Genomic DNA, 25880 nt, shown 5'->3' on the forward strand with positions numbered 1-25880 from the left:
GGAGAAGGAGCGCGGGAACAAGCGCAATTCCACCTCTTACCTTTTGATTTGGTTAAAAAAAAGCTGCCCCGCGCTTCGCGGGACAGCTCCTATTCACCTCTCGTACCAATAGCCGGGGATGCCTTTCGTCAGCCGAAGCAGCGCTTCGAGATAATAATAGTCGCCCCAGATCATATAATCGTCCGGGCCTAAGCCGCCGCGAACATGATAGGAGCCGTGCTTGATCAAGCCCTCTTCCTCCGGCTCGCCGATGGTGGCGTAGTTTTCAACCAACGACTTCATCGACCGCTCGACGGCTTCGTTCAGCCAACCGCGATCCGCATCCGCCTCGCCCAGGTGGGCGAGAATTTCAAGCATGCCGCAAGCCGCGATGGCGGACGCCGAGCTGTCGCGCGGGGTGCCCGGCTCGACCGGCGCGTCGAAATCCCAATACGCGACGAAGTCCTCCGGCAGACGGTCGACGAAATACCGCGCCGCCCGCTTGGCCGTCTCCAAATACGCGGGATCGCCCGTGTACCGGTACGACAGCGCGAAGCCGTAAATCGCCCAAGCTTGCCCGCGGGTCCACGTGGAGCCGTCGTGGAAGCCTTGGTGCGTCCCGCCGCGAATCGGCTTCCCGTCCGCCGGGTCGAAATAGAACGTATGGTACGAGGAATCGTCCCCCCGCATCAAGTAGCGCCGGCTCTTCTCCGCGTGAAGGACGGCACGCTTCCGATACCGATCGTCGTTCGTCTGCGCGTGCGCCCAGTACAGCAGCGGCAGGTTCATCATGCAATCGACGATGATGCGGCCGCCGTTCTGCGGGTCTCCTTCCGGCCCCCACGCCTGAATATATTGCCCGGCTTCCCGCCAACGGGTCATCAGATGCTCGGCCGCGTCGAGCGCTAGCCGGCGGCCCGATTCGTGGCGTTCTACGATCCAGGACGCCAACGCCGAAGGGAGGTACAGAAAGCCGATGTCGTGATGATCCAGATTTCGCTTCGCCGCAAGCCGCTCTCGATAGTCCTCCACGTGGCGCAAGCCGGTTTCCTTAAACGCAGGATCGCCCGTGTATTCGTAACAAAGCCAGATCATCCCGGTATAGAAGCCCTCGATCCAATCGCGGTTGATCCCCCAATCGTACCGTCGCTCCGTCGTAATGTGCGGGAACTGCATCGGGAAGGCCTCGATGTTCCGTCTCGTCTTCTGAATCGCGTCCTCAATGGCGCGCTGCCACATAGTAAATTTCCTCCTTCGCGATGCCTTACGGATTCGGTGTCCTTACTTCGATCGTCATCGTGCGGGTCAGGCCGGATTCATGGTCCGTCACCGTCAATTCGGCGGTTCCCGGCTTCTTCCCTAGCGCCTTGCCTTCCTTAACGGATAACACGGTCTCGTCGCTGCTCGCGAACGTCGCGTTCTCCGCAATCGTCTGCCGCCCGTCGGCGTACCGCAGCAACGCGGATAGCGCGTGCCGCTCGCCCGGCTTCCACACCTCCGGGACGTCGGCGCGAACCGAGATCGGCGTCGGCCGGAAGATGCCCGCCTCCGTGATGTTGTTCCACCGGCTCGTCGAGTTGCCGTATCCGGTAATCCGCACGTAGCGAGCCTCCGTACCGGCGAAATGAAACACTTCGGGCTCCGCCGTTACGCCCGAGCTGACCCCGTCGGCGTACGCGACGTTCCACTGGACGCCGTCAAGCGAGGTCGATATGGAAAAGTACGCCTTGCGGACGTCGCCGCTGAAGAAAGCGATCGAGACGGCTCCGACTTCCCGAACCTCTCCGAGGTCGTATTGAATCCAATGCTCGCCTTCGGACGTCCAACGCGTGGACAGATCGCCGTCCAACGTCTTCTCTGGCGTGTAGCCCAGGTTCGCTTGCGGCGTGGAGCTGGCCGTCGCGCCGACGACCGGCCATCGATTAACGTCCGGCGGGTCGCCGACGATCGGACCGCGCACGAACGCCACCGTATATCGGTTCTTCGACGCAGGATCGGCCGGATCCGTGACGTACACGAACGTCCGTCCCGGCAGCTCGGTCGCTTCGACGACGGTCAGATCGGAAGCGGATGCCGCTTCGACGCGAGGGACGACCGTCTCCTCGAACGGGAACACGACCTCGTAATACGTTCGCCGCGGATCGAAGCCCTCGATCGGAACGCCGTCCACGGCGATCGAGCTCGCCGTCGGCGGCGCCGGCCGTACCGGCAGCTCGCCGTCCGGAATCGACCACGCATCCAGCGGCGTAAACCCGGGCGCCTGCTGCGGCAGCGCGTCTTCTTCGTAGAGCGGCGCCATCCAGACGGACAAATTCGCTTGGCTGGCGTTCGTCAGATGAACGGCCAGCTTCCGAACGTCGCGATTGGCCGTCTGTCCTTCCGGGTTCGGCGTTCCGGGCAGCGGCTCGGCTTTCATCTCCGAGAAGACCGCACCCGCGGGAGCCTCTATCATTTTCACATAGAGCTTCTTATCGTTCTTCGTCAGAATCGCGGCCCGGCCGCCTTCGACAATCGAAATCGAAGCCCCCGTGTGCATGAACCAGTAGATGTCCGAAGGCGCCTTCAGCCGGATCTCGTCCTGCACGATCAGCTGCGAGCGGTCCGCGGTCAGCATCATGCCCCGCTTGAAGGACAAGGCGTCGTTCGGGTACCGTTCCGTCAAATCCAAGATGCCGTATGCGCCGCGCGGCTTGGACTCGCTGCGCACGAGCGGGGCCGGAGCGTCGTAATCCTGCATGTGAACCGGGTTGCTCAGCGGATTGATGACGACGGTGTTATGGCCTTGCGCGCCCTTCCGATAATACGTCCATCGCGTTCCTTCCGCATATTGCCAGAAGCCCGGCAAATTGTAGTTTTCATTGCCGAGATCGAGCGCCCACCGTTCGCCGAGCGCGTCGAACACGAACGTCCCGGCGTCTAGGTCGTTGTGGCTGAGCATCGTCTCGTTCAAGCCCCTCATGGCGGCGTACGCGGCGTTCGGGTCGTTCCAGCCGCTGCGCATGGCGATCGCTTCGATGCCGCTGAACGTCCGATCCGGCGAAGAAGGCCAGACGTCGAACATGCCGGGCTTGTAGAACAACAGGTACAACGGCGAGTACAAGCCTTGATCCCGATACAACTCGCCCGCGAGCGACGCGTATTCGGGTTTCCCGTAGAAGTCGGCTAACCACAGCGACTGCGGATACGTCTCGATAATGTCACCGTCGCCGAAGTTGAACGTCCCTTTCGGCCCTCGTAAATGCACGGGGTACGCGCCGAACGCTTCCATGCCTTCCAGCTCGCTTAGTCCGTAGTCCGTGCCGAGCGACGAATGCATCGCCGACATGAAGAGGAACAGCGGCATCGTCCCGTACTGGAAGTAGCTCGGCCCTTCCGGCCACGAGCCGTCTTCCGTCAAGTGGCGCAGCACGATCTGAAGCTTGCGATAGACACCTTGCAGCGCTTCGTTCGCTTCCGCCCGGATCTGCGCTTCGTCTTCGTTCAACAAGGCCAGCGCCAATACGCCGTAGCTGCCGTTATTGACGAGGTTAATATTGTTGGTTTCCGTTATGTTGAATTGTCCCCGGTACCAACCGAGCGCATGGCTGAAGATGTGCTCGCTGACGGTCTCTTCCACGACCCGGCGCTGCTCCGGCGTCATCTCGTGATAAAGCCAATCGTAGGCCAGACCGGTCGTATAGGCGATGTACGTCAGCGACAGCATGCTGTTCGTCCGACCCGGCCAAGCGCTCTCCGGGATCGTGGCCATATACTGCAGATGCTCGATCGCCCTGTCCGCGTATTTCTTGTCCCCGGTCAGCTGGAACATCAAGGCGGTGTTTAATAATTGGTTCGTATTAAAGCCGTTGTCCTCCGCCTCGAGGAATGGCGTGGTATCCTGCGTAAGCCGCTCGAACCATTCGGTCATATACGGGTCCGTCCCGATCAAGCCGCGCGCATACGCGAAGTCCTCGGCGTCGGCGACGACGCGCGGGTGGACGTTGCCCAAGGCGGCGTCGTTCAAGTCGGCCGCGAAGTCGGCCGCCTCCGGAACGACGAACACCTTCGCCATCGCCTCCGTCGACATCCCGTTCGCGGCGGTCGCCGCGACCCGGAACGTATCGTACCCGGTAAAGCCCGGCGCCGGCGTATAAACGAAGGTTCCGTCCGGTTGAACGGTAAGCTCGCCCCGGGTCTCCGATGACGCTCCGGATTTCGTCCAGACCACGGCGTCCGCCGACGGACGAATCACCTTCCCGAGCTTGCCGGTCAAGGTCGCGCCCTTCGGCGTCGAATACCACTGCAAATCCAACGTCGGCGGCGCAAGGATCGGCTCGACCGCGATCGTCGCTTTCCCGAATTTCGGACCTCCGCCGCCCGCAACCCCGCCGACCATAAATACGAATTCGTCGGGACCGGCGTAATTGCGCGTCGGATAATACCGGAAGCCGCCGTCCGGCTCGACCGTCACCGTGCCGTGCCGGGGATCGATCGCCTTCTCGAACACGATCGGCGCGCCGCTAACGTCCTCCGCCGTCAGTCTCCCCGCCAGCTCCCCGTTCTCGAGCACCGTCCCCGAATAGGGCTGTACGATCAGCGAAGGGGACGGATCGACCGTCACGACCGCGTTCCGGGTTTCGTTCGTCTCGAGCGCCGTCGCGGAGACGATCGAATACCCTGCCGCGCGCGCGGTGACGAGACCGTTCGCATCCACGGAGACGGCCGCCGGATCGGACGAGCTCCAGCGCACGTTCCGATTCGTGGCGTTCTCCGGCGTAACCGTCGCCGAGAGCTGCGCCGCGCCGCCTGCGACGAGCTCGACATAGTCGGGCGTTAGCGTAAAGCTCTCGACCGGGATATGCTCCTGGATGGAGAAATCGTCGAACCACACGGTCCCCGTGGAATTTTCGAGGAACGCCTCCACCTTCGTGACCGGGGCGGAAGGGTTATCCGTGTTTTCCGGCAGACCGACGACCCGGCTGAAATACGTCCAGTCCGTCGAGCCGCGGATGTGGTTCGCCAGCTCGACGTTCACGCTTTGCCCGCCGTCCCGCTTATATTGGAAACGCACGTAGGCCGTATTGGAGACGTTCTCCGTCTTCACCCAGCCGCTGATCAAGTACGGCTGGCCGATCTTCATCGTGCGAATCTCCTGCACGACGGCGCCGCGGCTGGCGGTCGGCGGCGCGCCGTCGATTCGAACCGATCTCGTGCCGCTCCGGTACGTCTCCGTATCGACGGCGAACGCCGGATTGCCGCTCGCCTTCCAGGCGGTTGCATGAGCGGGACCGACCCCGTCCGTCCATCCGGTTGAAGCCTGCACCGTCTCGAAGCCGCCGTTCGGCAGCAGATTTCCGTTCGGCGCTTCATCCGGCAGCACCTCGAACAGCTTCAGATCGTCGAACCAGGCGGAGCCGGCAGTATTCTCCAAGAAGCCTTCGAAACTCAGCTTGACGGCGCCCGCGGGAACCGTAAATTCCTTCCGGATCGACGTCCAATCGTTCGTTCCGCGAAGCGTCGTCGTATAGTTCAGAGCGCCGATCCTAGAGCCGGCGCCGTTCAAAAATTGGAATCGGCCGTAAGCCTGTCCGTTCTCGGTCAACCCTTCGGTCTTCAGCCAAAATTGAAGAACGAACGGTTTTCCTGCCTGCTCGGGAGCCAAATTCACGACTTGCTTCGCCGAGCCGCGGCTGACGACGTCGGCGCCGATCCGGAACGATCTCGTCCCTTCCTTGTAGACCGAGTCGGTCACGCTGAACGCGGGCGCTCCCGAATACCGGATCGCCTCCCAGCCCGGCGCGTTCCCGTTCTCGTCCGCGGTCTCGAAGCCGCCGTTCGTAAATAAATTCCCTCCCTCCGCCGCTTGCGCGTACGTTGGCATGCCTATAGCCGCCGACAGGCTCGGGATCGCCAAGCAAATCGACAGCCACAAAGCTACTCGCTTTCTCAAGGCTCGTAACGATGTTACGTTCATCCGTCCATCCTCCCTCTCGCGTGAATGTGCTTTCGACACCCACACTATAAAGGAAAAGGAAGCGGACGGAACACTATCTATCCTTATCCTCGGCTATCCGTTGCCAAGGTTTACGCGTTTTTGCTTTCGGACCCGCGGATCATCTCCCGATATTTTCCCGGCGTAATGCCTTCCAGCTTCTTAAATACGCGAATGAAGCCGATATCGTTCGCGTACCCGATGTGCTGCGCGATTTGCATCATCGTTAGATTCGTCTCGGCCAGCAGCTTCTTCGCCACCTGCATTCGGCTGTCCACGATGTATTCGTTCAGATTCACCCGGTTTTGCTTCTTGAAGAAGCCTGAGATGTATTGCGGCGCCATGCCGAAGTGATCCGCGATCGAAGTTAAGCTGAGATTGTTGTCCAAGACGCGCTCGCCGATGTACCGCTTGATCCGTTCGTTCAGCAGATCGCCCTGATCGGTCCGCGCGCCGTTGACGTTGCTGCAGATCAATCGGCAGAGCTCCTTCGTCTTCTGCAGCATCTCCTGCACCGAGGTGTTGTCCATGATATAACGGATCGGATCGATGCCCTGCAGCAGCTCCTTGCCGTCCAGCTTCAGGGCGTTCAAAACCTTAATCACGGTGCTGAGCAAGTCGATCGCCAGAAACTTGCCCATCTCCGACGTCAGCTCGCCGGACACGACGTTCAGCTCGTACAGTTCGTCCAACAATCGTTCCGCTTGCTCGGACTCCCCGCCCTTCAAGAAGTTCGCGAGCCGAATTTCGGCCTCCAACGGGTATTGATAGTAGCCGTCCTTGATATCTTTGGTTTGGTCGTAATAGATAATGGAGCCTACGCCGTGAATAATCCGGTAGTCGAGCGCGCTTAACGCTTCGCGATACCCCCGTTCGAAGCCTTGAATCCCCGGATGAATCGAGCTGGAGGCGATCGAGATTTGCATCCGGAACCGTTCGGCCGTAATCTCCTTCAGATCCGAGATCATCGTATCTCGGAGACGCTTCGCCTCTTCCTCCGAATCCGCTAAATTCAACAGCAGCGCCAACTGATTGCGCTCCGTCTCCACGACGTACCCGTTCCCGTCGATCAAGCCGCTGCTAAGATTGACGAGCACGAATCGGACGAGCGCCCACTCTTCTTCGCTGTCCTCCCTCCGGAACTCGCTAGAATCGTCGCAGGTAACGAGGACGACGCAGTTCAGCTGATGGGGAAGATGCAGCCCCATGAAATCTATCGAGCTTTGTTCGATTTGGCTCGGCTCCGTCTGCCCGTTCAGCAGCCGGGTGAGGAAATGCGCGCGAACGACGGGCGCATGATCCGCGAGCCGATGCATCATCTCTTCCCGCTCCGCCAGGTTGCGCGCGATCGACGATTTAATGAATTCGTATTCATTGGATTCCGGCGGGGACCGCTCGGCGTTCCCGTTCAACAACGCGCTGACCATATCCCGAATCGGACCGTAGCTGCGGTAAGCCATCCAGTAAGCCGCCGCGGTGCCGATCAGCAGCACGACGATCAACATCGTAACGACCCAGTTCGTAATCTCGTTAATACGCTGCAGCACGACATCCTTCGGAATGAGCGAAATATATTGCCAACCGTTCACCCCGCGGGTGTACGATAGCATCATGTCTTGGCCGTTATGCTGGAACGAGAGGTAACCGGACGCAGGCGCGCCGGTCGGAAGACCGTCCGGCGGCGCGCTCCGCCCCGCGGTCGATAAGATGACCCGCCCGGATTCGTCCACGATATACATGGACGCGCTGTTGGCCCATTCGATTTGCTTCAACAGCGCGAAGATGTGCTGTTCCTCGATCAGCATCACCAGCGTGGCCCTGACATTGTTGATTTCACCGAGCGGCAGCGTCGTCGCGGTAGCGATTACATTTCTAGAGGACATCGTGCTCGATTCCGCGGACTCGGAAGGCCAGAACGTCTTGAAGTGGTATCCCGTGAGCAGCTTCTCCTTCACTTCTTCCGCCGTGTAGCCGCCATAGGGGGAAATCTTATTGAAGTACGTTTGGGTATCGGTCTTGAGCGTCGGGGAGAGGATCATGTCCCGGTTTCGGTAATGGATGTAAAACTCGCCGATCAAACCGGTGCCGAAACGAAGGGTTTTCAACGCCGCGACCGCTTCGGAATACTCCAAATACCGCTCGCCGTCGTTCAAATTCCACAGCGCTTGCAGCTTCGGGTGCGACGCGATTTGGATCGTCAGCCGGTCGATATCCTGCATCTGGCCGTCGACGACTTGCCTGACCTGCTCCAGCATCGCCAGATTGGAACGGTTCGCGTTCTCCACCATCGTTCCCTTAATGTTCGAGTAAAGAAACACGGAGATGGTCACCGGGATCAATAAAATGAGAAGGTAAGATAACCACAATGTCCAGAAGACGTTCTTCCGTCGTCTCATCCCACTGCCCCCTCATCTTGCTTTTCGTTCATGCTACCATAACTTGAATCCTCGCTCAACGCACTTCCCGCTTAGGAACGCCCGGAAATCGGGGCTTTCGACGAAAAGATAGTTGATGTGAAAATCGGATTGTTCGAAAATGAAGATCGGACAGTGCCGCCGCGGAACAGGCTATGGGCACGCCTCTCCCCCGCTACTATACTCAAGAGGCGGACGCGGAAAGAACGGTTCGCCGCGAATCAAAAAAAACGATCATTTATTATTGGGAGGGTCTGCGGAACATGGGTATGAACAATTGGAAGACGCTGTCGCGCACGTCGGTCGGCATCATGATTACTGCTTTGCTTGTCGTCGGCTGCAACACCTCGAGCACCGCGCCGGAGGAGCCGGCCGACGGGAACGCGGGAACCGGCGCCGCGGAACAGACGAACGAGAAAGCGCCCGAAGCGGCCGAAGAAGTCGGTTACCCGGATGAAATTACTTACTGGGTACAATTGAACGCCAACGTCGCCGCGACGATGAAGGATTACGGCGAGATCGCCGCCTACAAGAAGGTCGCCGAATTAACGGGCACCAAGGTTACGTTCCAACACCCGCCGGTCGGCCAAGAGAAGGATCAGTTTAACTTGATGATCGCCTCCGGCGAGCTGCCGGACGTCATCGAATATCCTTGGGCGGCCGCTCCGAAGGGAGCCGACAGCTTAATTAAGGAAGGACGCATTCTTCGCCTGAACGAGCTGATCGCCGAACATGCGCCGAACCTGACGAAGATATTGGACGAAAATCCGGACTACCGGAAGATGGTGACGACGGACGAGGGCAATATTTACGTCATGCCGTTCATCATGGGCGATCCGTCCTTGTCGGTCGTCCACGGCCCGATCGTTCGGGAGGATTGGCTGAAGAAGCTCGGTCTGGAGCAGCCGACGACGATCGCGGAATGGGAAGCGATGCTGACCGCGTTCCGGGACGGCGACCCGAACGGCAACGGCCAGAAGGACGAAATCCCGTTCTTGTTCAATATCAACGACATCGACTTAGACCATCTGTTCGTAGGCGCTTGGGGAATTACGCAGGATTTCTACCAAGAGAACGGCACGGTGAAATACGGCCCGATTCAGCCGGAATTCAAAGAGTACCTGGCGACCTTGGCGAAGTGGTATAAGGACGGTCTGATCGATCCCGACTTCGCGACGACGGACGGCAAGCTGAAGGACGCGAAGGTGACGGGCAATCAGTTGGGCGCCTTCACCGGTTATCCGGGCAGCAGCATCGGCCGCTACATCGATCTCATGAAGGAGAACCCGGAATTTTCCTTGGTCGGTCCGGTGTATCCGGCGTTGGAAGAGGGCGGTTACGCGATGGGCAACTATTCGTATCCGTTCTCCGGCATCGGCGCGGCGGTATCGGCTACGGCGGATAACCCGGAGCAAATCGTGAAGTGGCTCGATTATAAATACAGCGAGGAAGGCCATTTCCTGTTCAACTTCGGCATCGAAGGCGAAAGCTACACGATGGTCGACGGATACCCGACATATACGGACGTGATTTTGAAAAATCCGGACGGACTCCCGATCACGCAAGCGATGGCGAAATATTTCACGGCGAACTGGAGCGGCCCGTTCATTCAGGACAAACGGTACATGGAGCAATACTACCAGTTGGATCAACAGAAGCAAGCGAACCAGAACTGGTCCCAAGCCGATCATTCGAAGCATCTGCCGCCGCTTACGCTGACGGCCGACGAAAGCTCGAAGACGGCTTCCATCATGAACGACGTCAAGACGTACCGCGACGAGATGATCAACCGGTTCATTATGGGCGCGGAGCCGATCGACAACTTCGACAAATTCGTCTCGACGATCGAAAACATGGGCATTCAGGAAGCGATCGCCGCGCGCCAAGCCGCGCTCGAACGCTATAACGCGCGTAAGTAATTCTCATTTTCCCGTTCCGAATCTCTCACCCCAACACAGGAGGGATCTCCCATGTCCTTGATGCCGAGAAGAAAATCAGGTCCCCCTGTGACGGGGGTCGATAAGAACGCGTTCTCGTACCGCGCGTTCCGCGACCTGAAATTGAACAAGTACATCTACGTCATGTTGGTTCCGGTCATCGCGTATTATGTCGTGTTCCTTTACGGCCCGATGTACGGCTTGCAGATCGCATTCAAAGATTACTCGGCCGGAGCGGGCATGTGGAACAGCCCCTGGGTCGGCTTCAAACATTTCGAAAGCTTCTTCGAAAGCTATTACTTCTGGCGTCTGCTGCGGAATACGGTGCTGCTGAGCCTCTACGAGCTCGTCTTCGCCTTCCCCGCGTCCATAATTCTTGCGCTGCTTCTGAACGAGCTGCGCAGCAACCGGTTTAAGCGAACGGTGCAGACGGTGACGTATATGCCCCATTTCATCTCCATCGTCGTCATCTCCGGCATGCTGGTCGACTTCTTGTCGCGCGACGGCTTGATCAATAACGTCATCGCCATGTTCGGCTTCGAACGAACGGCCTTCCTGGGCGAAGCCGGATGGTTCCGGTCGATCTATATTTCCTCGAACATTTGGCAGAGCGTCGGCTGGGGGTCCATCATTTACTTGTCCGCCATGTCGAGCATCGATCCTTCTCTCTACGAAGCCGCGCGGGTGGACGGAGCGAACCGGTGGAAGCAGACGCTTCACGTGACGATTCCCGGCATCATGCCGACGATCGTCATCCTGCTCATCCTGCAGATCGGAAGCTTCATGACGGTCGGAACGGAGAAAATCCTTCTCCTCTACAATCCGACGACGTACGAAACCGCCGACGTCATCGGGACGTTCCTGTACCGGAAGGGGATCTTGGAGGCGGATTACAGCTACAGCGCGGCGGTCGGCTTGTTTAACTCGGTCATCAACTTCGCGTTACTGGTTCTGGCCAATGCCGCCAGCAAAAAATCCGGAAACAATCTGTGGTAAAGGAGCAGGCGACCATGACGTTAAAAAGAAGCTTCGGCGAACGGCTATTCGACGTCGGCAATGTTTTGGCCCTGTCTCTGCTGACGTTAGCGACGGCATATCCGTTCCTGTACGTGTTGTTCGCGTCCGTAAGCGACGCCCAGGCGGTCGTGCAAACGCGCGGGCTGTTGTTATATCCGAAGGGATTCAGCTTGGAAGCGTACAAGCTCGTATTCATGAATCCATCGATTCTGACGGGCTACGCGAACACCTTGTTCATCGTCGTCGTCGGCACCGCCTTGAACCTCGCCATGACCGCCCTTGGGGCGTACGCGCTGTCCCGGCAGAACGTTATGTGGAGAAATCCGATTATGTTCGGGATCGTCTTTACGATGTTCTTTAACGGAGGGTTGATCCCGACGTTCCTGCTCGTGAACGACATCGGCCTGCTGGATTCCCGATGGGCATTGATTTTGCCGGTGGCGATGAGCGCCTACAACTTGGTCATCATGCGGACGGCGTTCCAAGGCGTTCCCGTCAGCCTCGAGGAATCCGCCAAGCTGGACGGGGCCAATGACTTCACCGTGTTGTTCCGCATCTTCATCCCGTTGTCCATGCCGGTCATCGCCGTCATGATTTTGTTTTACGGCGTCGCTCATTGGAACTCTTGGTTTAACGCGATGATCTACATTCGCACGAGGGAACTGTACCCGCTCCAACTGATCTTAAGGGAAATTCTCATCACCAACAGCACGGATTCGATGATGACCGCCGTCGGCGGCGGCGACCGCATGCCGGTCGGGGAGACGATCAAGTACGCGACGATCATCGTGTCGACGATTCCGGTGTTATGCTTGTACCCGTTCTTGCAGAAGTATTTCGTCAAGGGCGTTATGATCGGCGCGATCAAAGGGTAAACACATAGAGCTCGCCGTTCCGGGGGTAGGCGAAGCGCGGACCTTGAAAGCCGCGCTTCGCCAGCTCCTTTTTCATTCGGAGCATCAACGCGCCGTGACTGACGATCAGCACGCTCCGCTCGGGACGGTTCGCCACCTCGTCCAGAACGGTCTGTACGCGGCGTTCGGCGGACGCCATCTCCTCCCTTGCGGCGCTGTCGAGCTTCCACGTCAGCCGAGCCCAGACCGCCCACCACAAGAAAGGCAGCCGCAGCCGCTGGCCCGATATGGCCGGCAGCGCAATTTCCCGCAGCTCGGCGCGCGTCTCGATGCGCTCCGGCGCCGGGAAGAGCAGCTCCGCCGTGCGGACCGCCCGCGGCTGGTCGCTCGAGACGCACCGCTCCCACGCGATGCCGCCGAGCTCCGTCCGTCCCGGAACGATCGGCGCCTCGTCGTACGCGGCGAACCAAGCCGCCGCTTCGTCGCCGGACACGAGCCGCTTGCTAGGGTATGGCAGATCGACGGGGTAATGCCGCACCAGCCCGACGATCACGAGTAAAGGTCCTCCGTCGGCAGGATGCCGAGCTGCTTCGCCTTCTTAATGACCTCTACGCGGGAAGTCGCGTGCAGCTTCTGGAACAGCTCGGTCAAGCTGTACTCGAGCGACCGCTGGCTGATCATGAGCGTCTTCGATATTTCCTTGTTGCTCTTCCCCTTCGCCAGCTCGCGGAGCAGCTTATCCTCCTCTTGGGTAATCGTCGTCTCCTCGCGCCCCGGCTCGCTCGATACGACGATTTCCTGCCGGCGCAGCTGCTTGAGCAATGCCATCGGCACGATCGCTTCCTTCCGCGCGGCGCACCGTATGGCCTGAATAAGCTGCTCCCGCGTCGACGTCTTCGCAATGAAGCCGGAGACGCCCGATTCCATCAACAGATTGAAGTGCGGCGCGATTTCGAAGCCCGAATATATGAGAATGACGGCGTCCGGCACGTACTCGAGCAGCTTGCGCGTCAGATCGGCTCCATTCATATTCGGCATGTACAAGTCGAGCAGCATCACGTCGAATTTCTTTAACCGGACCAGATCGGGCACGCAGTAGACGTCCGTCTCGATCGTAACGTTCATGTCCGGCTCGGATTCGATCAGCATCTTCGTCCCCTCGACCACCGAACGATGATCGTCCACCAACAAGATTTCCATAGCTCTAACCCCTTCGTGCGTTTATGATTTCGGAAACCGGATATCGACGTGGAACCCTTCCCGCGGGGCGGACCGGAACGCGACCCGGCCCCCGAGGCTCAGCACCCGCTTTTCGATGCCGGCAAGGCCCATATGCTGGAACGAATCCTCGTACGACGTCCATTCCATGCCCACGCCGTCGTCCGCGTACGCGAAGACCAGCCCGTCTTCCCCTTCCGTCAACGAGATGCCGATCTTCGTCGCTCGGGAGTGCTTGTTCGCGTTGTTCAGCAGCTCCTGCACGATGCGATAGACGCCCAGAATGTGCTCTTCCCCGTAGCTTACCGCGGACGCTTCGGCCGCCGTAAATTCGATTTCGTAATTCGCGAACATGCGCGTATATTCGAAGAGGCTCTTCAGCGATTCGACCAACCCCATTTTCAATAGAAAAGGAGGCCGCAATTCGTTGCACGTAATCCGAATCTGGTGAATGGCGTCCAGCAGCCCTTCCTCGATGCGCATCAACTCCCGCATCGCCTCCGGCTCGAACGTTCGGAGCGACCGGAGCGACTCGAGCTTGCGGTACCAGATGATTAAATCCTGCAGTACCGAATCGTGCAGATCGCTGGACAACGTGGCCCGTTCTTTCTCCGACAGCTTGAACAACAGCCGCAGCATCCATCGGGGCGCCTCGCGATCCAGCGCCAGCTCTTCCATCCGCTTCATGAGATCCTCGATCAAGTGCAGGTTGTCATACAGAATCGTAACGTAGCGGACGGCCGTCTCCAACCACTCCCGCTCGATCGGCAGCAGCTCGTGACCGAGACCGATGCGGAGGTAAACCGGATGGCGCTTCTCGCCGATTCGAATCCAGACGTCTTCCGACGTCGTGCGGGAAGCTTCCTCCCCGCTCGGAACTTCCTCGATCGTCGCGCGAGCCGCGTTCAGCACGTCGCGGACCTCATCGATCAGCCGCCGTTCCAAGTCGGACACCTTCATGACGTTCGCGAGATCGTTGGAGAAGCGGTTCAGGCTTTGTTGAAGCGCCTTGTATCGTTTCTCGCTTTCGACGAGCTCGCGCTCCTCCCGCTTCCGCTTGGTGATGTCCTTCGCGATGCCGTGGATGCCGTTCAGGCTTCCGTGGAGGAGGATCGGCACGAACGTGATCTGAACGATCCGCTGCCCGTCCTTCCCCGGAGCCAACCGGCACTCGATGTCTCTCGGCCGCCCTTCTTGCCTGACGCGCTGAAGCGCGTCGTAGACGTCCGCATGGTCCTCGTCGTAGACGACGCCGAGGAAACAGCGGTTCGCGAGACGAGATTTCTCGATTCCGGTAATCGCCTCGAACGCCGGATTGGCGTTCACGAGATAATAGCCGTCGAGCTCGATGGAGAAGACGCCGTCGAGATTGTTTTCGAACAACGACTTGTATCGCTGCCTGCTCTCTTCGAGCGCAAGCTCGGACCGCTTCTGCTCCGTAATGTCCACCACGATGCTGTCCAGCCGCACCGTCTCGCCATGCCGATCCAGCACCGGCGTTACGATCATGCGCGCCCACCGCGTCTCGCCTTCCACATGAATGAACCGAATCGGAATGTCGGCGGGGATCCCCCGATCCAGCTTCGGCTTCAACACGCGAATCATGTGCTCGTTGTCGTCGGGATGAATATGATCGTGCATCCGCATGGGCCGGTTCATGACTTCTTCCCTCGGCAGTCCGCACAGCTTCTCCATGCTCTTGGACATGAACGTATGTCTCGTGAAGTCGCGGTCCGTCGACCAGACGCCGGCGCCGACGTTTTCCAAAATGTTGTCCAGCTGCCGCTCGGCTTCCTTCCGTTCCGACACGTCCCGCACGACCGCGACGACGTACCGGACTTCGCCCTCCCGATCGAGCACCGGCTTAACGCGGGCTTCCGCATAGACGATGCCGCCGTTGGCGCGCATGACGCGATACTCCGTCTCGGCCTCCGTCTTCGACTCCAACACGCTGCGGAAGACGCCGTTCACCTGCTCCCGATCGTCCTTGTGAATGATGTCGAACGCGCCGATCCCTTCGTATTGCTCGATGTTATACCCGCTGAGCGTCTCGAACGACGGGGAGACGTAACGGACGTACGCCTCTCGGTCGACGAGCACGATCGTATCCGACGTATGCTCCGCGACGATGCGGTACACCTCCGCTCGCGGGTCCGCCTCCGGCTTCGCGTACACCGCGTAAGCGATCGTTCGGCCGTCGTCCCGAGCGACGGGCACGCGATTCCTTGCCGCGGCGAGCCGCCCGGACTGCGCCGCGAGCTCTTCGTACGCCGGGTTCCCCCAAAGCACGCGTCCTTCTAAGTCTTCTATGTAAACCGGCTCCGGCACATGCGTCAACCATTGCCGGGCGCCTCGCAAGACATCCTCGTAGATTGCCGTCATTGTTCTTCTCCTCGTCCTCTCTCCGCCATAGCTTCATTATATAAGAAAGCGCCTCCGCTTACCGCGCAAAAAAACGGGGCATCTCCGCAATTTATTAACGCGAAAAATTCCTCCCCGCTTACCGACCGGTCGCCGTTGCCGACACGCTTCCGAATAGGGAATATGAATTTTCTCTATTTCGCTCGAAAGCGCCGCTTCTGACCGTTACTGCCGCGAATAAGGAACTTTCCTGTTCCCTAACGTAAAGAAGACCCTATTCCGCCCGAAGGCAGCCAGGGTCTTCCATAATTCCGCAACTCAATCGTCCCAGCTCAGCAGCGACGCCAAAGCTCGTCGCGCCTGCTCCGCGGAGCTCCGGTGCTCGTCGTCTCCGGCCGAGGAGCAGCTTCCCGCCGCCGAGACGCGGTACGCGTTCGTCCGCCCCGCCTCGTCGACGACGACGGCATGGTTCTCGTCCCGTTCGATGTCCGAGCCCTTCAAATAGAATGTACACGGGATGCGGCCTTCGGCGTAAACGAAAGCGTCGCACGGCCACAGCCGTTCTTCCCCCGATGCGACGTGCCTCGCGAGCACTCCGTCGACTCGCTCGCGGCCTTGAACGCCGGCGATGTCCCATAGGGCTGGATCGAGCCGTTCGACCGACACGCCGCGCTCCTTCAGCCGCCGCTCCGCGCCGTCGACGACGCGGCCTCGGCCGGCAAGGAGCACGCGCCTGCCAGGGACGTACCCCCGGTCCAGCAAGCCCACGCTCATCGTGGGCGTCATTACCCCGGCCGGTCGGCTCCCCGGAATGCGCCGGGCTTCGCGCGGCTTCTCGAACGCTCCCGAGCAGAGCAGCACCCGCTCCGCCTCTACGTCCTCATGACCCGCGGGGCCCTGCAAGCCGATGAGATGCGTCCCCCGGTCTTCGTCGAAGAACAGGCTCGTCGCCGCGGCGCGAAACCGGAACTCGTAGGGCAGCTCCGCCGCCCGCCGCATCAGCTCCGCTTCTTCGGCGAAGCTCGGCCCCGCGAACAAGCCTCGCAGCAAGCCGCCCATGCGATCCTCGTATTCGGTCGCCAACACCCGCTCGAGCCCGCTCGCCTTCGCAAGAAGCGCCGCGGCCGCTCCGGAGATGCCGGCCCCGACAATCGCGAGCTCAACCTTCATGGAGCGTCCCTCCTTCGGAACCGCAATCGAACGCCAGGTAGGAGCCCTGCAGCCCCTTGAGCGGCGGCTGCCCGGCGCGGACGGCCGTATGTTCCGCGACGAGGTCCATAATTTTCGGAATGCAGCCGTTGCCTTGGCATTCGCCGAGCAGCGCCCCCGTGCGGCGCTTCACGGCGTCTATGGTAGCCGCGGCGACCGGACGGCAGAGCGCGTTCGCGATCTCGCCTCGCGTGATCGAGCGGCACAGGCAGACGATCTCTCCCGCCTCCGTCGTATTGTCCTCGCCGAACAGCTCCGGCATGTCCGTCCGAAGCTCCGCCTCCGGCTTCGACTCGAGCGCTAGGCCCGCCCGCTCGAGCTGCGCGGACACCAACTCCGCGATGCCCGGGGAGGCGGATACGCCCGTAGAACGAATGCCCGCCGCATGCACCAGACGGGCGTCGACCGCCGACGGGCGAATGACGAAGTCTCCTTCGCTGCAGACGGCGCGAACGCCGGCGAATTGGCGTACGCTGGCGTAGCTTCGAGCCGACGGAACGAGCTTCTCGCAGCCGGCGAGGACGGCTTCCATGCCTTCCGCCGTCGTGGAGCGATCCCACTTCTCCTCCTGGTCTTCCGCGGTCGGTCCAAGCAGGTAGCCCCCGAATACGACGGGCGACAGCAAGATGCCCTTCGACGTCTTCGTCGGCACCGGCAAAACGATCTGGCTGACCGGCACCGCCTCTTCCGTTAATACGAATTGCCCCTTCCGCGGCGTTAAGGCGAAGCTGTCGTCGCCGATCATCCCTGCGATCTCGTCGGCCCATAAGCCGGCTGCGTTCACCGCGTAGCGGGTCGCGACCTCGCGGCCGTTCTCCAGCGCGATAAGCAGCGCATCGTCGTTCGCTTCGATTCGTGCCACCCCCGAACCGAGCGACACCTCGGCGCCGTTCATCGCGGCGATCTCGGCGAACGACCGAGTCGCCCCAAACGGATCGATCAGCGCTTCCCCCGGGATCGACAACCCCCCGATCGCGCGCGGCGTAACGGCAGGGTTCCGCTCCAGCAGCTCCTCTCGACCGATCCACTCGCAAGCGACGCCGTTCGCCGCCGCCGACGGCAAATACGTCTCCTCGATGATACTCCGCTCCTCGTCGGAGACGGCGACCATGACGGCTCCGCATTCGACGTATGGAATCTTGAGACGTTCGATCAGCTTCGGCCACAGGCCGCGCGACAGTCGCAGACATTCGGCCTCCACCGTACCCGGCTTGGCGTCGAAGCCGGTATGCACGATGCCGCTGTTCGCCTTGCTCGCGCCTTCGCAGACGTCCGGCTGCTTCTCGATCAGCAGCAGCTTCAGCCGGTATTCGGACAGCTTGCGCAGGATGGAGGCTCCCACGATGCCGCCGCCGATCACGACTACGTCGTAAACGTCGTCTCTCATATGCATCTCTCCCCCTCCCGATGATTTACCGTCCCCGCCGCGCATGAACGATCTCGTGCACACGATACCCGTCGAGCTCGGAGAGCGGATACGTCTCCTTCGGCAGCCGCCGGAACGGCAGCGACCGCAGGTCGACGGCGGCCGCTCCCGGCGTGTCGGCGTCATAAATCAGCTCCGTCATCCGCGAATATGCAGCCTTATACGAGCCGCAAGCTTTGACCACGACCAGCTCCTGCAGCGTCGGCTCGATGCCGAACGCCCGAAACAGCCCTGGGTCCCCGTTCCCCGCCGTCTGACGGCAAACCAGGATGCTGATGTTCCCGACCTGCAGCACGGCGGAGGGACCGATGCGCTGCACCGTTCCGCGTCCGGCCGGCCCTTCCTGCACGAAGACGCCGTCGTGCAACGATTTCACATACGCCTCGACCTGCAGGGGCGGATTCATCTCGGGATATCTCGAGCCCCCGACCGTGAAGTCGGCCGTTCGACCGACGCCGAGCGCGAACGCGCGGTCCGCGGCCGGCGAATCGTTCACGGCGATCGCCGTTCGAAGCGTCGAGCCGCGCGCAAGCAGCCGGCGAACGACGGCGACGCTGTCGCCGGTCGCCCCCGCGTTCGACGAATCGGCGGCGTCGACGAGCACGACGGGTTTCCCGCTCCGGTTCCGCTCGGCGCGCTCGATCACGTCGTCGACGGACAGCAGGTCGGGCCGGAAGCTCTTGCGCAGGTCGAACAAGCGCTGCCCCAGTTCCAGCGCATAGGATTCCGCTCGCTTCGGATCCCGATCGATCGCGAGAACGGCCGATGCGCCGTCTCCCACATCTAACCAAGGCTGCATCTGGTAGATGGAGAAATCCGCCAGCTTCCCGGACCGCTCCAACGCTTCCCCGTACCGGATTAACTCGGCGAAAGGGCCGCTCATCGTCGAGTACCCGCTCGCCGGAACGATCATCGGCACCTTCGCTTTCACCATCCGGGGTTTGACGCCGTCCGTCAGACAAGCGAGTCCCAGCTTCGCGGCGCGGTACCCGGTTTCGTAATGGTCCTGATGCGGGTACGTACGGTAGCCGCAGATGATGTCCGCATGCTCCATCATACGGTCCGTGATGTTGGCATGCAGATCGGTCGATACGGCGATGATCGCCGATGGTCCCGCCGCGCCTCGGATCGCCTCCAAGATGTACCCGGAGCAATCTTCCTCCGACGTCGTTTGCGTCGCTCCGTGAAGCGAGACGAACACGCCGTCGACGGGACCGTTAGCCATAACAATGCTTCTAGACTTCTCCAGAAAATGCTCCGCGACCCCATGCTCCACCGGCCCGCCGCTCGAGGCGAACATGGAGCAGCCGGGAATCGCCGTCGCCCCCGACTCGTCGATCGCTCGCAGCATGCCGGCCAAGGCGCACGGCTTATCCCCGTAGAACGCCCGAACGGCTTCCCCCTCGTACATCCCGCTTCGTTCGAAAAACTCGATCCCGCTGGGCAGCGGATTAAAGCTATTGGATTCCTGATGGAATTCGACGAGTACGATCTTCACTCCGCCGTCCCTCCCGGCGCTTCCGCGAACAACCGCTGCACGTTCCTCGCGAATTCCCGGGACGACTCCGTAACCGTGCCCTTCATCATGACGTCGCCGAGCGACGCGAGCCGGCCGGACATCTGCAGATCCATGTCGTACTCGACCTCCGTCTCCGCCTCCGCGCGTTCCTGCAGCCGCACCTTCAGCTTCGTTCGGAACAACCCCGCCAGCTTCGTCGGTTTGCCCGTCATCTCCACGGTCAGCTCTTCGCCCTCGGCAAAGCCCTTGAGCCGGCCGTTCGCCTTGAAGGCGATCGTCATGAATTTCGTCTTCACTTCCATATCCGCTTCGTACTCCGTGTCGCTGAGCGCCGTCATGTCCCTGCAGCCCGGCACGCAGCCCGCCAGCTTCTCGACGTTCATGAACACGTCCCACACCGCCGACTTCGGCGCGGGAATCGTGAAAGAATCGGCGATCTTCATGCGAGTCTCACCAGATCGTCCGTATCGGAGGAGACGCGTATGGCTTCCAGCATCTTCACGACCTCGTAGCCTTGGCTCGCGTCGCAGAGCGGCCGTTCCCGCTCCCGCACGCAGCGAACGAACGCATCGACCTCCGCTTGGTACAGGTCGGCCGCGGGAACCTTCAGCGCGTATTCCACCGGAATGCGGTTCGTCTCTTTGAAAACGGTCAGCGGGTCGAGGCTCGCCCCGCCCTTCGTGCCGAACAGCTCCACCTTCAACGCGTCGTCTTGGCTGCCGTTCACCGCCCAGCTCGCTTCGATCGTAAGCGCGGCGCCGTTGTCGAAGGTGATGAACGCCGTTCCCATATCCTCCACGTCATACACAGGCCCGACCTTGTTCACGTCGGAATGAGCTTCGTAGAAGGAGGCGTATTTCGTATCGTACGGCGCCACCTTCCGGAATTGCTTGCCGAGCACCTGCTTCGGCGCCGGCGCACCCATCATCCACCACGCGAGGTCGAGCGCATGCACGCCGATGTCCATCATCGGACCGCCGCCGGAGTAGAGACGCTGCGTGAACCAGCCGAGCGGCGCGCCGCGTCGGCGCAGGATCTTCGCCTTGGCGTAGTAAATCTCCCCCAGCTCCCCGCCGGCGGCCAACCCTTGCAGCGCCTGCGCGTCCGCGCGATAGCGGTGGCTCATGCCGACCATGACGACATTGCGCGACGCCGCCGCCGCTTCCTTCAGCTGCAGCGCCTCTTCGAGACTGACGGCCATCGGCTTCTCCACCAATACGTCGATGCCGTATTTCAACGCGGACAGCGCGAGCGACACGTGGGTGTCGTTAAACGTGCAGATGCTGACGGCGTCCACCCCCGCTTCCCGATACATGCGCTCCGCCGACTCGTACACCGCCGGGTTCCCGAACTCCGACGCCACTCGTTTCGCGCGTTCTACGTCCGTATCGGCGATCGCGACGATCTCGGCGTGCGGGTTGTTCCGATACCCCGGAAGATGGCACATATGGGCGATCGATCCGACGCCGACGATTCCGACCTTCACCTTACTCATGGATGGAAGCCTCCTAGTTGTTTACTTCGATAGAGTGTAAAATATCGCGAACATAGGCCAACGCTCGCATCGAGCCGAGGCGCTGCTCCTCGACGCCCTCGAACTCGACCGTGTACCAGCCGTCGTACCCGAATCGTTGAAGACGCGTCAGCAACCCCTCCAGATCGACCTCGCCTTGGCCGGCGATCTTGCCTTGATATCGCTTCCCTTCCAAGGAGGGAAGCACGCATTCCGAGACGTCCGGACCGACGAGCGCGAAGTCCTTCACGTGCACGTGCTTCACCTCGGCGATCAACTCCTCCAGCGCTTCGCTTGGCTGCTGGTCCACGAGCAGGAAGTTGCCGGTATCGAACGCGCTCTTCAGCGCCGGCGAGCCGACCTCGCGAATGACGCGGCGCACCTGTCCGCTCTTGCCCGCGAACAAGCCGTGATTTTCCAGACAGAGGACGATCCCTCTAGACTCCGCGTATCGCGACGACCGGCGCAGCCCTTCGACGACGTATTCCAGCCCTTGCTCGAAGGCGATCGAGTCGTCCTTCGGCAGATCGCCGGAGAAGACGCGCACGACGGAAGCGCCCAGGTACGCCGCCGCGTCGACCGCGTCCGTTACCTCCTTCAGCTGCGCTTCGCGCTCGGCCGCGTCGGCGGAGACGAAGTTGTTGCAGGCGGCGTAACAAGCCGTTCGCAGGCCGAGGGCCTTAAGCCGCTCTTTCGCCAAGGGAAGCTCCGTCTCCCGATCTTTCCAGAAGATGCTCAGCAGCTCCACTCCTTCCGCCTTCGTCGTCGCCGCGAATTCGAGGAAGTCGAATACGTTCCATTCGCCGTCGTACCAATACTTGTGCACGCTCCACATGCTCAGCGCCAATTTCATGCCTATAACCTCCTAAAATCGGTCGATTCCCGCTCCGCTCGGGAAGGCGCCCCGCCCGCGCGGACGCGGCGGGGCTGCCTCAAACATCTGCGGCTCGCTTACTCTCCCTTGCGTTCTTCGTTCTTCTTCAGGCCGTTCGCGTTCCCTTCGCCGGGGAAGGCGAACGCTTCGACGACGGCCGCTTCGGACGCGTTGCCGGCCGCGTCCCGCGCGATTAGCTTGTAGCGGTAGGTAGTGAACCGCTCGAGTCCGGCATCCGCGTAGGACGTACCCGTTACGGTAGCGATCAACGCGTCGTCGCGGTACAGGTCGTAGGCGACCGTGCCGACGTTGTCCGAGGCCGCCTCCCACGCGAGCGTTACGCCGGTTTTCGTAACGTCCGCCGCCGCGAAGCTCGCGGGCTTCGACGGCGCTTCAACGTCGTAGACGGGCAATCCCGGCTTCGTGCCGAGGACGAACCGTCCCGGCGTCTTCGCCGTCACCTTCAGGAAATAGACGAATTTCGGATCGTACGGATTCGCGTAGGCGAACGACTCCGCCGCGTCGCCGGGCTTCGCGGAGGACGCCAATACGTTCGTGTACGCGCCGTTCCAATACATCGCGACGTCGACGTCGGCGCCGCCGAGCGGCAGCGCTTCGACCGCGTATTGGCTTAAGCCGGACATCTTATACCAAATGTCCTGCCCCGCCGCCGTCGCTTCGCCCAACGCCGCGTACGCGTTCCCGAGCGGCAGCGCCGACAGCTTCGAGGCGCCGTCTTCGACGGGACGCTCGAGCGACAGCTCGTAGGCGCCGCCCGTCGTCATGCCCGTCACCCGAACGACGATGAACGAATCGTTCGGCTCCCGCTGACTGACGAGCAGGCGATGCTCCGGCAGAACGGACCATTCATTGTTATAGGAAAATCCGCCATGCGGGTGGACCGCGGCCGGCGCCTCATGGAAATATCGCGTCTCGAGGCCGCCGACCGTATTCGCCGCCCCGAGCGGACGGAGGCGAACGATCCAATCTTCCCCGGCGCGAATCGGGAACTTGAACCAATGCTGCCCGTTGCCGGCGATCTGTCCGCTATAGATGACGCCTTCCTTCGCCGTAAGCGTCATCGCCGTCTCCCAGCCGTCCCCCGGAAGCTCCGGCTGCTCGCCCGGCGGCTGCACCCCGTTATAGATCGTATAAGTTCCGTTCGTCTTCGCCGTCACCTTGAGGTAATACACGAAGCTGTCCGCGTAGACGTTCGTGTATTGAATCGTCTCGTACGCGCCCGCTCCGTTCGCCGACACCTTCTCCGGCGCGCCGCTGTTCGCGTCGCGGTACAGCGCCAGATCGAAATCCGCCGCGGTCCCGTCCGGAACGAGCGTCAGCGTATACGAAGGCTTGCCCGTCAGCTTATACCACACGACTTGCCCCGCCGAAGCCGCGCCGGCCGTCGGCTGCTGATTCGGCAGCCGCAACGCGTTCATCTGCGTCGTTCCGTCCTCCACGGGCCTGGAGAGCGTGATCTTGTACTTCGCGCTCGGCGTCTCCGGGAAGACGCGCAGCACGCCTTGCGTCGCGGCTCCCGTCGGGTTGCTGATAACGAGCGATTGGACGCTGTCGGACTTCCCGTACGAGAAGCCGCTGTGCTTCGTCTGCGTCTCGCCCCACAACCTCGTCTCGAAGCCGACCTTCCCTTCGAGCGGCGTAACGGTAACGACCCAGTCTTCGCCCGCGGCCATCGGGAACTTCAGCCATTGCGAAGCCGCGATCGCCACATAGGAGGAGTAGACGTCGCCTTCCTTCGCTTCAAGCTGTACCATGTTGCTCCACGAATCGCCGGCCGGAAGCGGAACGACCGTCTCCTCGATCGTTCGAGGCGTATACGTCCCCGCCGCGAACGCCGCGGTTTCGTCGTAAATGTCGCGCACCTTCGGATCCGTCGAGTTATAAAACCCTTGAAGCACCGTCTTCGCGCCGAGGTAGTACCCCGTTACGGTCTCGTTCAGACCGGCCTTCGCGTATTCGTTCAAGTAGGCGTAATACTTCCGCCGCGCGTACTCGTCGTTGTACAGCTGTCCGTCGTAATCGGTGCCCCAGCCCGGCCAGCTCATGTGGTAGTCGCCTTCCACCTCGACGCCGAGACCGAACCGCTTCGCCGTCGCCGCCGTGTTCTTCAATCGAGACAAGTCGACGGTCGCGGAATATTGGTTCGGCGCGAAATGCGACTTGAACATGTAATTCGGCTGCATCATAACCGCGTCGAAGCCGAGCTCCTCCCAATACGTCGAGCCGTTCGCCTGATAGAACGGGATCCAGAACAACTTCTTGCCGAGCGCGTGAACCCGGTCGGCCGTATGGCGCACGATCGCTTCCTCGTACACCGTCGCGAAGCCGATCTCCTCGTGATACCAATAGAAGCCCGCCAACTCCAGATGCTCGAAGCCTTGCTCGGCGAAGCGCCGCTCGACTTCCCCGGTGTACCAATCGATGATTTTCTTGCGCGCGTCGAACGATTGCTCCGGGGTTACCTCGTCGAGCAGTACGTTGAGCGGCTCGCCGTTCACCTCGCCCCAGCTGCCGGAGGCGGCGGATTGGTCGGGCGCCAAGTACGGAATGGAGACGACGACCTTCGTCCTGCGATCCGGATCGCCGAGCTCCGCCTTCGCTTCGCCGGTCGCCTGATCGAGCGCGTCGAAGTGCAGGTTCGCCGAGAATAGGCTGTCTAGATACGCGTCCCAGGCCGGCTTCTTGTCGAAGTCGAAGTACGAGCCGCCGATCGGAATCGAGAGCACGGAATCGAACATCCAGCCGGTCCGGTCGCCCGCCGCGTCCGTATGCGCGACGACCGACTTGAACTCTTCCTTGCTCCAGTCGCCGAGCTCCGGCCGGCCCGGGTAATAATAAGAGAGATAGAGATGATGGACGCCGCCGCTGTCTTCGAGCGTCGGAGGCGGCCGGTCGACGATCGCCGGCGCCGGCGGCAGCGCGGACGCGGGGCGGTCGCCCTCCGCCGGTTCCCGCCCGTTCACGACGATTTCGTCCATGAACGTAAACATGCCGACCTCGGCCTCGAGCTTGACGTAGCGCGCGGTCGCATCGACGCCGTCGAAGCCCAGCTCGACGCGTTCGACGGTCTGCGAGGTCGAATGATCCTTCGTTCGCTCGCCGGCCGCGTACCAGTCCGTCCCGTTATCCGAGAGGAACAGCTTCGCGTACCGCGGGAGATCGACGGCGGCGTGTCGCTCGCGGAGGAAGCCGCCGACGACGCTGTCGATGTATTTCGCCGATCCGAGGTCGACGACGATGTCCCTCGCCACCTGCCGGGAAAATCCGTTCCACTCCGCGTTGGCGAAATACGCGTCGCCGACCTTCGAGGCGGCGATCCGGCCGTTCGTCAGCTCCCGTCCGGGCGTATCCGTGTCGCCGGCGGTACGTACGTCGTAAGGAGCGAGATCCGAATCGGGGACATGCGCGGTAACGGTATAAGGGCGTTGGAGGGCTACGTTCGTGAATCCGCTTTCGTTCGCGCCGGCGCCCGGAGCCGCGGCCGGGAATAAGGAAACGGCCATCAACGCCGCGAGCGCGGACCGGTTCACCGTGTTCAGACGTTTCATTAATATTCCTCCTTAGGGT

The 25880-nt window shown here is 61.2% G+C and carries 16 protein-coding genes; 3 read left to right on the forward strand and 13 right to left on the reverse strand.

Going from position 1 to position 25880, the window contains the following annotated elements; genetic code table 11:
* Positions 1-93: 93 nt before the first annotated feature.
* From FE782_RS13850 to FE782_RS13860, 3 genes are all read right to left on the reverse strand, one after another.
* Entirely contained in the window at positions 94-1218 is a 1125-nt protein-coding gene (locus FE782_RS13850) for a glycoside hydrolase family 88 protein (protein ID WP_138194765.1), read from the reverse strand.
* A gap of 25 nt (positions 1219-1243) precedes the next feature.
* On the reverse strand, positions 1244-5932 hold the full coding sequence (locus tag FE782_RS13855) for a discoidin domain-containing protein (RefSeq protein ID WP_138194767.1): 4689 nt from the start codon (positions 5930-5932) through the stop codon (positions 1244-1246).
* A gap of 110 nt (positions 5933-6042) precedes the next feature.
* Entirely contained in the window at positions 6043-8346 is a 2304-nt protein-coding gene (locus FE782_RS13860) for an AraC family transcriptional regulator (protein ID WP_138194769.1), read from the reverse strand.
* Positions 8347-8627: 281 nt separating this feature from the next.
* Between FE782_RS13860 and FE782_RS13865 the strand changes: the two genes are divergently transcribed.
* Genes FE782_RS13865 through FE782_RS13875 form a run of 3 tightly spaced genes read left to right on the forward strand, consistent with a single transcriptional unit; the run spans position 8628 to position 12193 of the window.
* Positions 8628-10283 (forward strand): type 2 periplasmic-binding domain-containing protein, encoded by a 1656-nt coding sequence (locus FE782_RS13865; RefSeq protein ID WP_338016892.1) that lies wholly within the window; start codon positions 8628-8630, stop codon positions 10281-10283.
* Positions 10284-10334: 51 nt separating this feature from the next.
* Positions 10335-11297 carry an ABC transporter permease gene (locus tag FE782_RS13870; RefSeq protein ID WP_138194771.1) on the forward strand — a complete coding sequence of 321 codons (963 nt, stop codon included), beginning with the start codon at positions 10335-10337 and terminating at the stop codon, positions 11295-11297.
* Between the two features lie 14 nt (positions 11298-11311).
* Positions 11312-12193 carry a carbohydrate ABC transporter permease gene (locus FE782_RS13875; protein WP_138194773.1) on the forward strand — a complete coding sequence of 294 codons (882 nt, stop codon included), beginning with the start codon at positions 11312-11314 and terminating at the stop codon, positions 12191-12193.
* Here FE782_RS13875 and FE782_RS13880 read toward each other — a convergent pair.
* The 10 genes from FE782_RS13880 to FE782_RS13925 form a co-directional block, all read right to left on the reverse strand.
* The gene (locus FE782_RS13880; RefSeq protein WP_138194775.1) at positions 12183-12725 is read right to left on the reverse strand and encodes a histidine phosphatase family protein; all 543 of its coding nucleotides are present in this window, start codon (positions 12723-12725) and stop codon (positions 12183-12185) included. The two genes, FE782_RS13875 and FE782_RS13880, sit on opposite strands and share 11 nt — an antisense overlap.
* The gene (locus FE782_RS13885; protein ID WP_138194777.1) at positions 12722-13372 is read right to left on the reverse strand and encodes a response regulator transcription factor; all 651 of its coding nucleotides are present in this window, start codon (positions 13370-13372) and stop codon (positions 12722-12724) included. Before FE782_RS13885 ends, FE782_RS13880 begins: the two co-directional genes overlap by 4 nt.
* A 21-nt stretch (positions 13373-13393) precedes the next feature.
* Complete coding sequence (locus FE782_RS13890; protein ID WP_138194780.1) at positions 13394-15772, reverse strand: sensor histidine kinase; 2379 nt, start codon at positions 15770-15772, stop codon at positions 13394-13396.
* 297 nt (positions 15773-16069) lie between these two features.
* Positions 16070-16921, reverse strand: coding sequence for an FAD-dependent oxidoreductase (locus tag FE782_RS13895; RefSeq protein ID WP_138194782.1), 852 nt, complete (start codon positions 16919-16921; stop codon positions 16070-16072).
* Entirely contained in the window at positions 16911-18347 is a 1437-nt protein-coding gene (locus FE782_RS13900) for an NAD(P)/FAD-dependent oxidoreductase (protein ID WP_138194784.1), read from the reverse strand. The genes FE782_RS13895 and FE782_RS13900 overlap by 11 nt, the downstream gene beginning before the upstream one ends.
* 25 nt (positions 18348-18372) lie before the next feature.
* Positions 18373-19884 carry a M81 family metallopeptidase gene (locus tag FE782_RS13905; protein ID WP_138194786.1) on the reverse strand — a complete coding sequence of 504 codons (1512 nt, stop codon included), beginning with the start codon at positions 19882-19884 and terminating at the stop codon, positions 18373-18375.
* Complete coding sequence (locus FE782_RS13910) at positions 19881-20348, reverse strand: SRPBCC family protein (protein WP_138194788.1); 468 nt, start codon at positions 20346-20348, stop codon at positions 19881-19883. Before FE782_RS13910 ends, FE782_RS13905 begins: the two co-directional genes overlap by 4 nt.
* Complete coding sequence (locus FE782_RS13915; protein ID WP_138194790.1) at positions 20345-21400, reverse strand: Gfo/Idh/MocA family protein; 1056 nt, start codon at positions 21398-21400, stop codon at positions 20345-20347. The genes FE782_RS13910 and FE782_RS13915 overlap by 4 nt, the downstream gene beginning before the upstream one ends.
* Positions 21401-21413: 13 nt before the next feature.
* Positions 21414-22271 carry a sugar phosphate isomerase/epimerase family protein gene (locus tag FE782_RS13920; protein ID WP_138194792.1) on the reverse strand — a complete coding sequence of 286 codons (858 nt, stop codon included), beginning with the start codon at positions 22269-22271 and terminating at the stop codon, positions 21414-21416.
* 98 nt (positions 22272-22369) lie between these two features.
* Complete coding sequence (locus FE782_RS13925; RefSeq protein WP_138194794.1) at positions 22370-25861, reverse strand: DUF4855 domain-containing protein; 3492 nt, start codon at positions 25859-25861, stop codon at positions 22370-22372.
* Positions 25862-25880 lie beyond the last annotated feature (19 nt).

The sequence above is a fragment of the Paenibacillus antri genome, from assembly GCF_005765165.1.
GTDB lineage: Bacteria > Bacillota > Bacilli > Paenibacillales > YIM-B00363 > Paenibacillus_AE > Paenibacillus_AE antri.

What these genes read in the sequence shown, in the direction of transcription:
- FE782_RS13850 (WP_138194765.1), bottom strand. Translation starts at nt 1,218, where the DNA reads ATGTGGCAGCGCGCCATTGAGGACGCGATTCAGAAGACGAGACGGAAC.
- FE782_RS13855 (WP_138194767.1), bottom strand. Translation starts at nt 5,932, where the DNA reads ATGAACGTAACATCGTTACGAGCCTTGAGAAAGCGAGTAGCTTTGTGG.
- FE782_RS13860 (WP_138194769.1), bottom strand. Translation starts at nt 8,346, where the DNA reads ATGAGACGACGGAAGAACGTCTTCTGGACATTGTGGTTATCTTACCTT.
- FE782_RS13865 (WP_338016892.1), top strand. Translation starts at nt 8,628, where the DNA reads ATGGGTATGAACAATTGGAAGACGCTGTCGCGCACGTCGGTCGGCATC.
- FE782_RS13870 (WP_138194771.1), top strand. Translation starts at nt 10,335, where the DNA reads ATGTCCTTGATGCCGAGAAGAAAATCAGGTCCCCCTGTGACGGGGGTC.
- FE782_RS13875 (WP_138194773.1), top strand. Translation starts at nt 11,312, where the DNA reads ATGACGTTAAAAAGAAGCTTCGGCGAACGGCTATTCGACGTCGGCAAT.
- FE782_RS13885 (WP_138194777.1), bottom strand. Translation starts at nt 13,372, where the DNA reads ATGGAAATCTTGTTGGTGGACGATCATCGTTCGGTGGTCGAGGGGACG.
- FE782_RS13890 (WP_138194780.1), bottom strand. Translation starts at nt 15,772, where the DNA reads ATGACGGCAATCTACGAGGATGTCTTGCGAGGCGCCCGGCAATGGTTG.
- FE782_RS13895 (WP_138194782.1), bottom strand. Translation starts at nt 16,921, where the DNA reads ATGAAGGTTGAGCTCGCGATTGTCGGGGCCGGCATCTCCGGAGCGGCC.
- FE782_RS13900 (WP_138194784.1), bottom strand. Translation starts at nt 18,347, where the DNA reads ATGAGAGACGACGTTTACGACGTAGTCGTGATCGGCGGCGGCATCGTG.
- FE782_RS13910 (WP_138194788.1), bottom strand. Translation starts at nt 20,348, where the DNA reads ATGAAGATCGCCGATTCTTTCACGATTCCCGCGCCGAAGTCGGCGGTG.
- FE782_RS13915 (WP_138194790.1), bottom strand. Translation starts at nt 21,400, where the DNA reads ATGAGTAAGGTGAAGGTCGGAATCGTCGGCGTCGGATCGATCGCCCAT.
- FE782_RS13920 (WP_138194792.1), bottom strand. Translation starts at nt 22,271, where the DNA reads ATGAAATTGGCGCTGAGCATGTGGAGCGTGCACAAGTATTGGTACGAC.
- FE782_RS13925 (WP_138194794.1), bottom strand. Translation starts at nt 25,861, where the DNA reads ATGAAACGTCTGAACACGGTGAACCGGTCCGCGCTCGCGGCGTTGATG.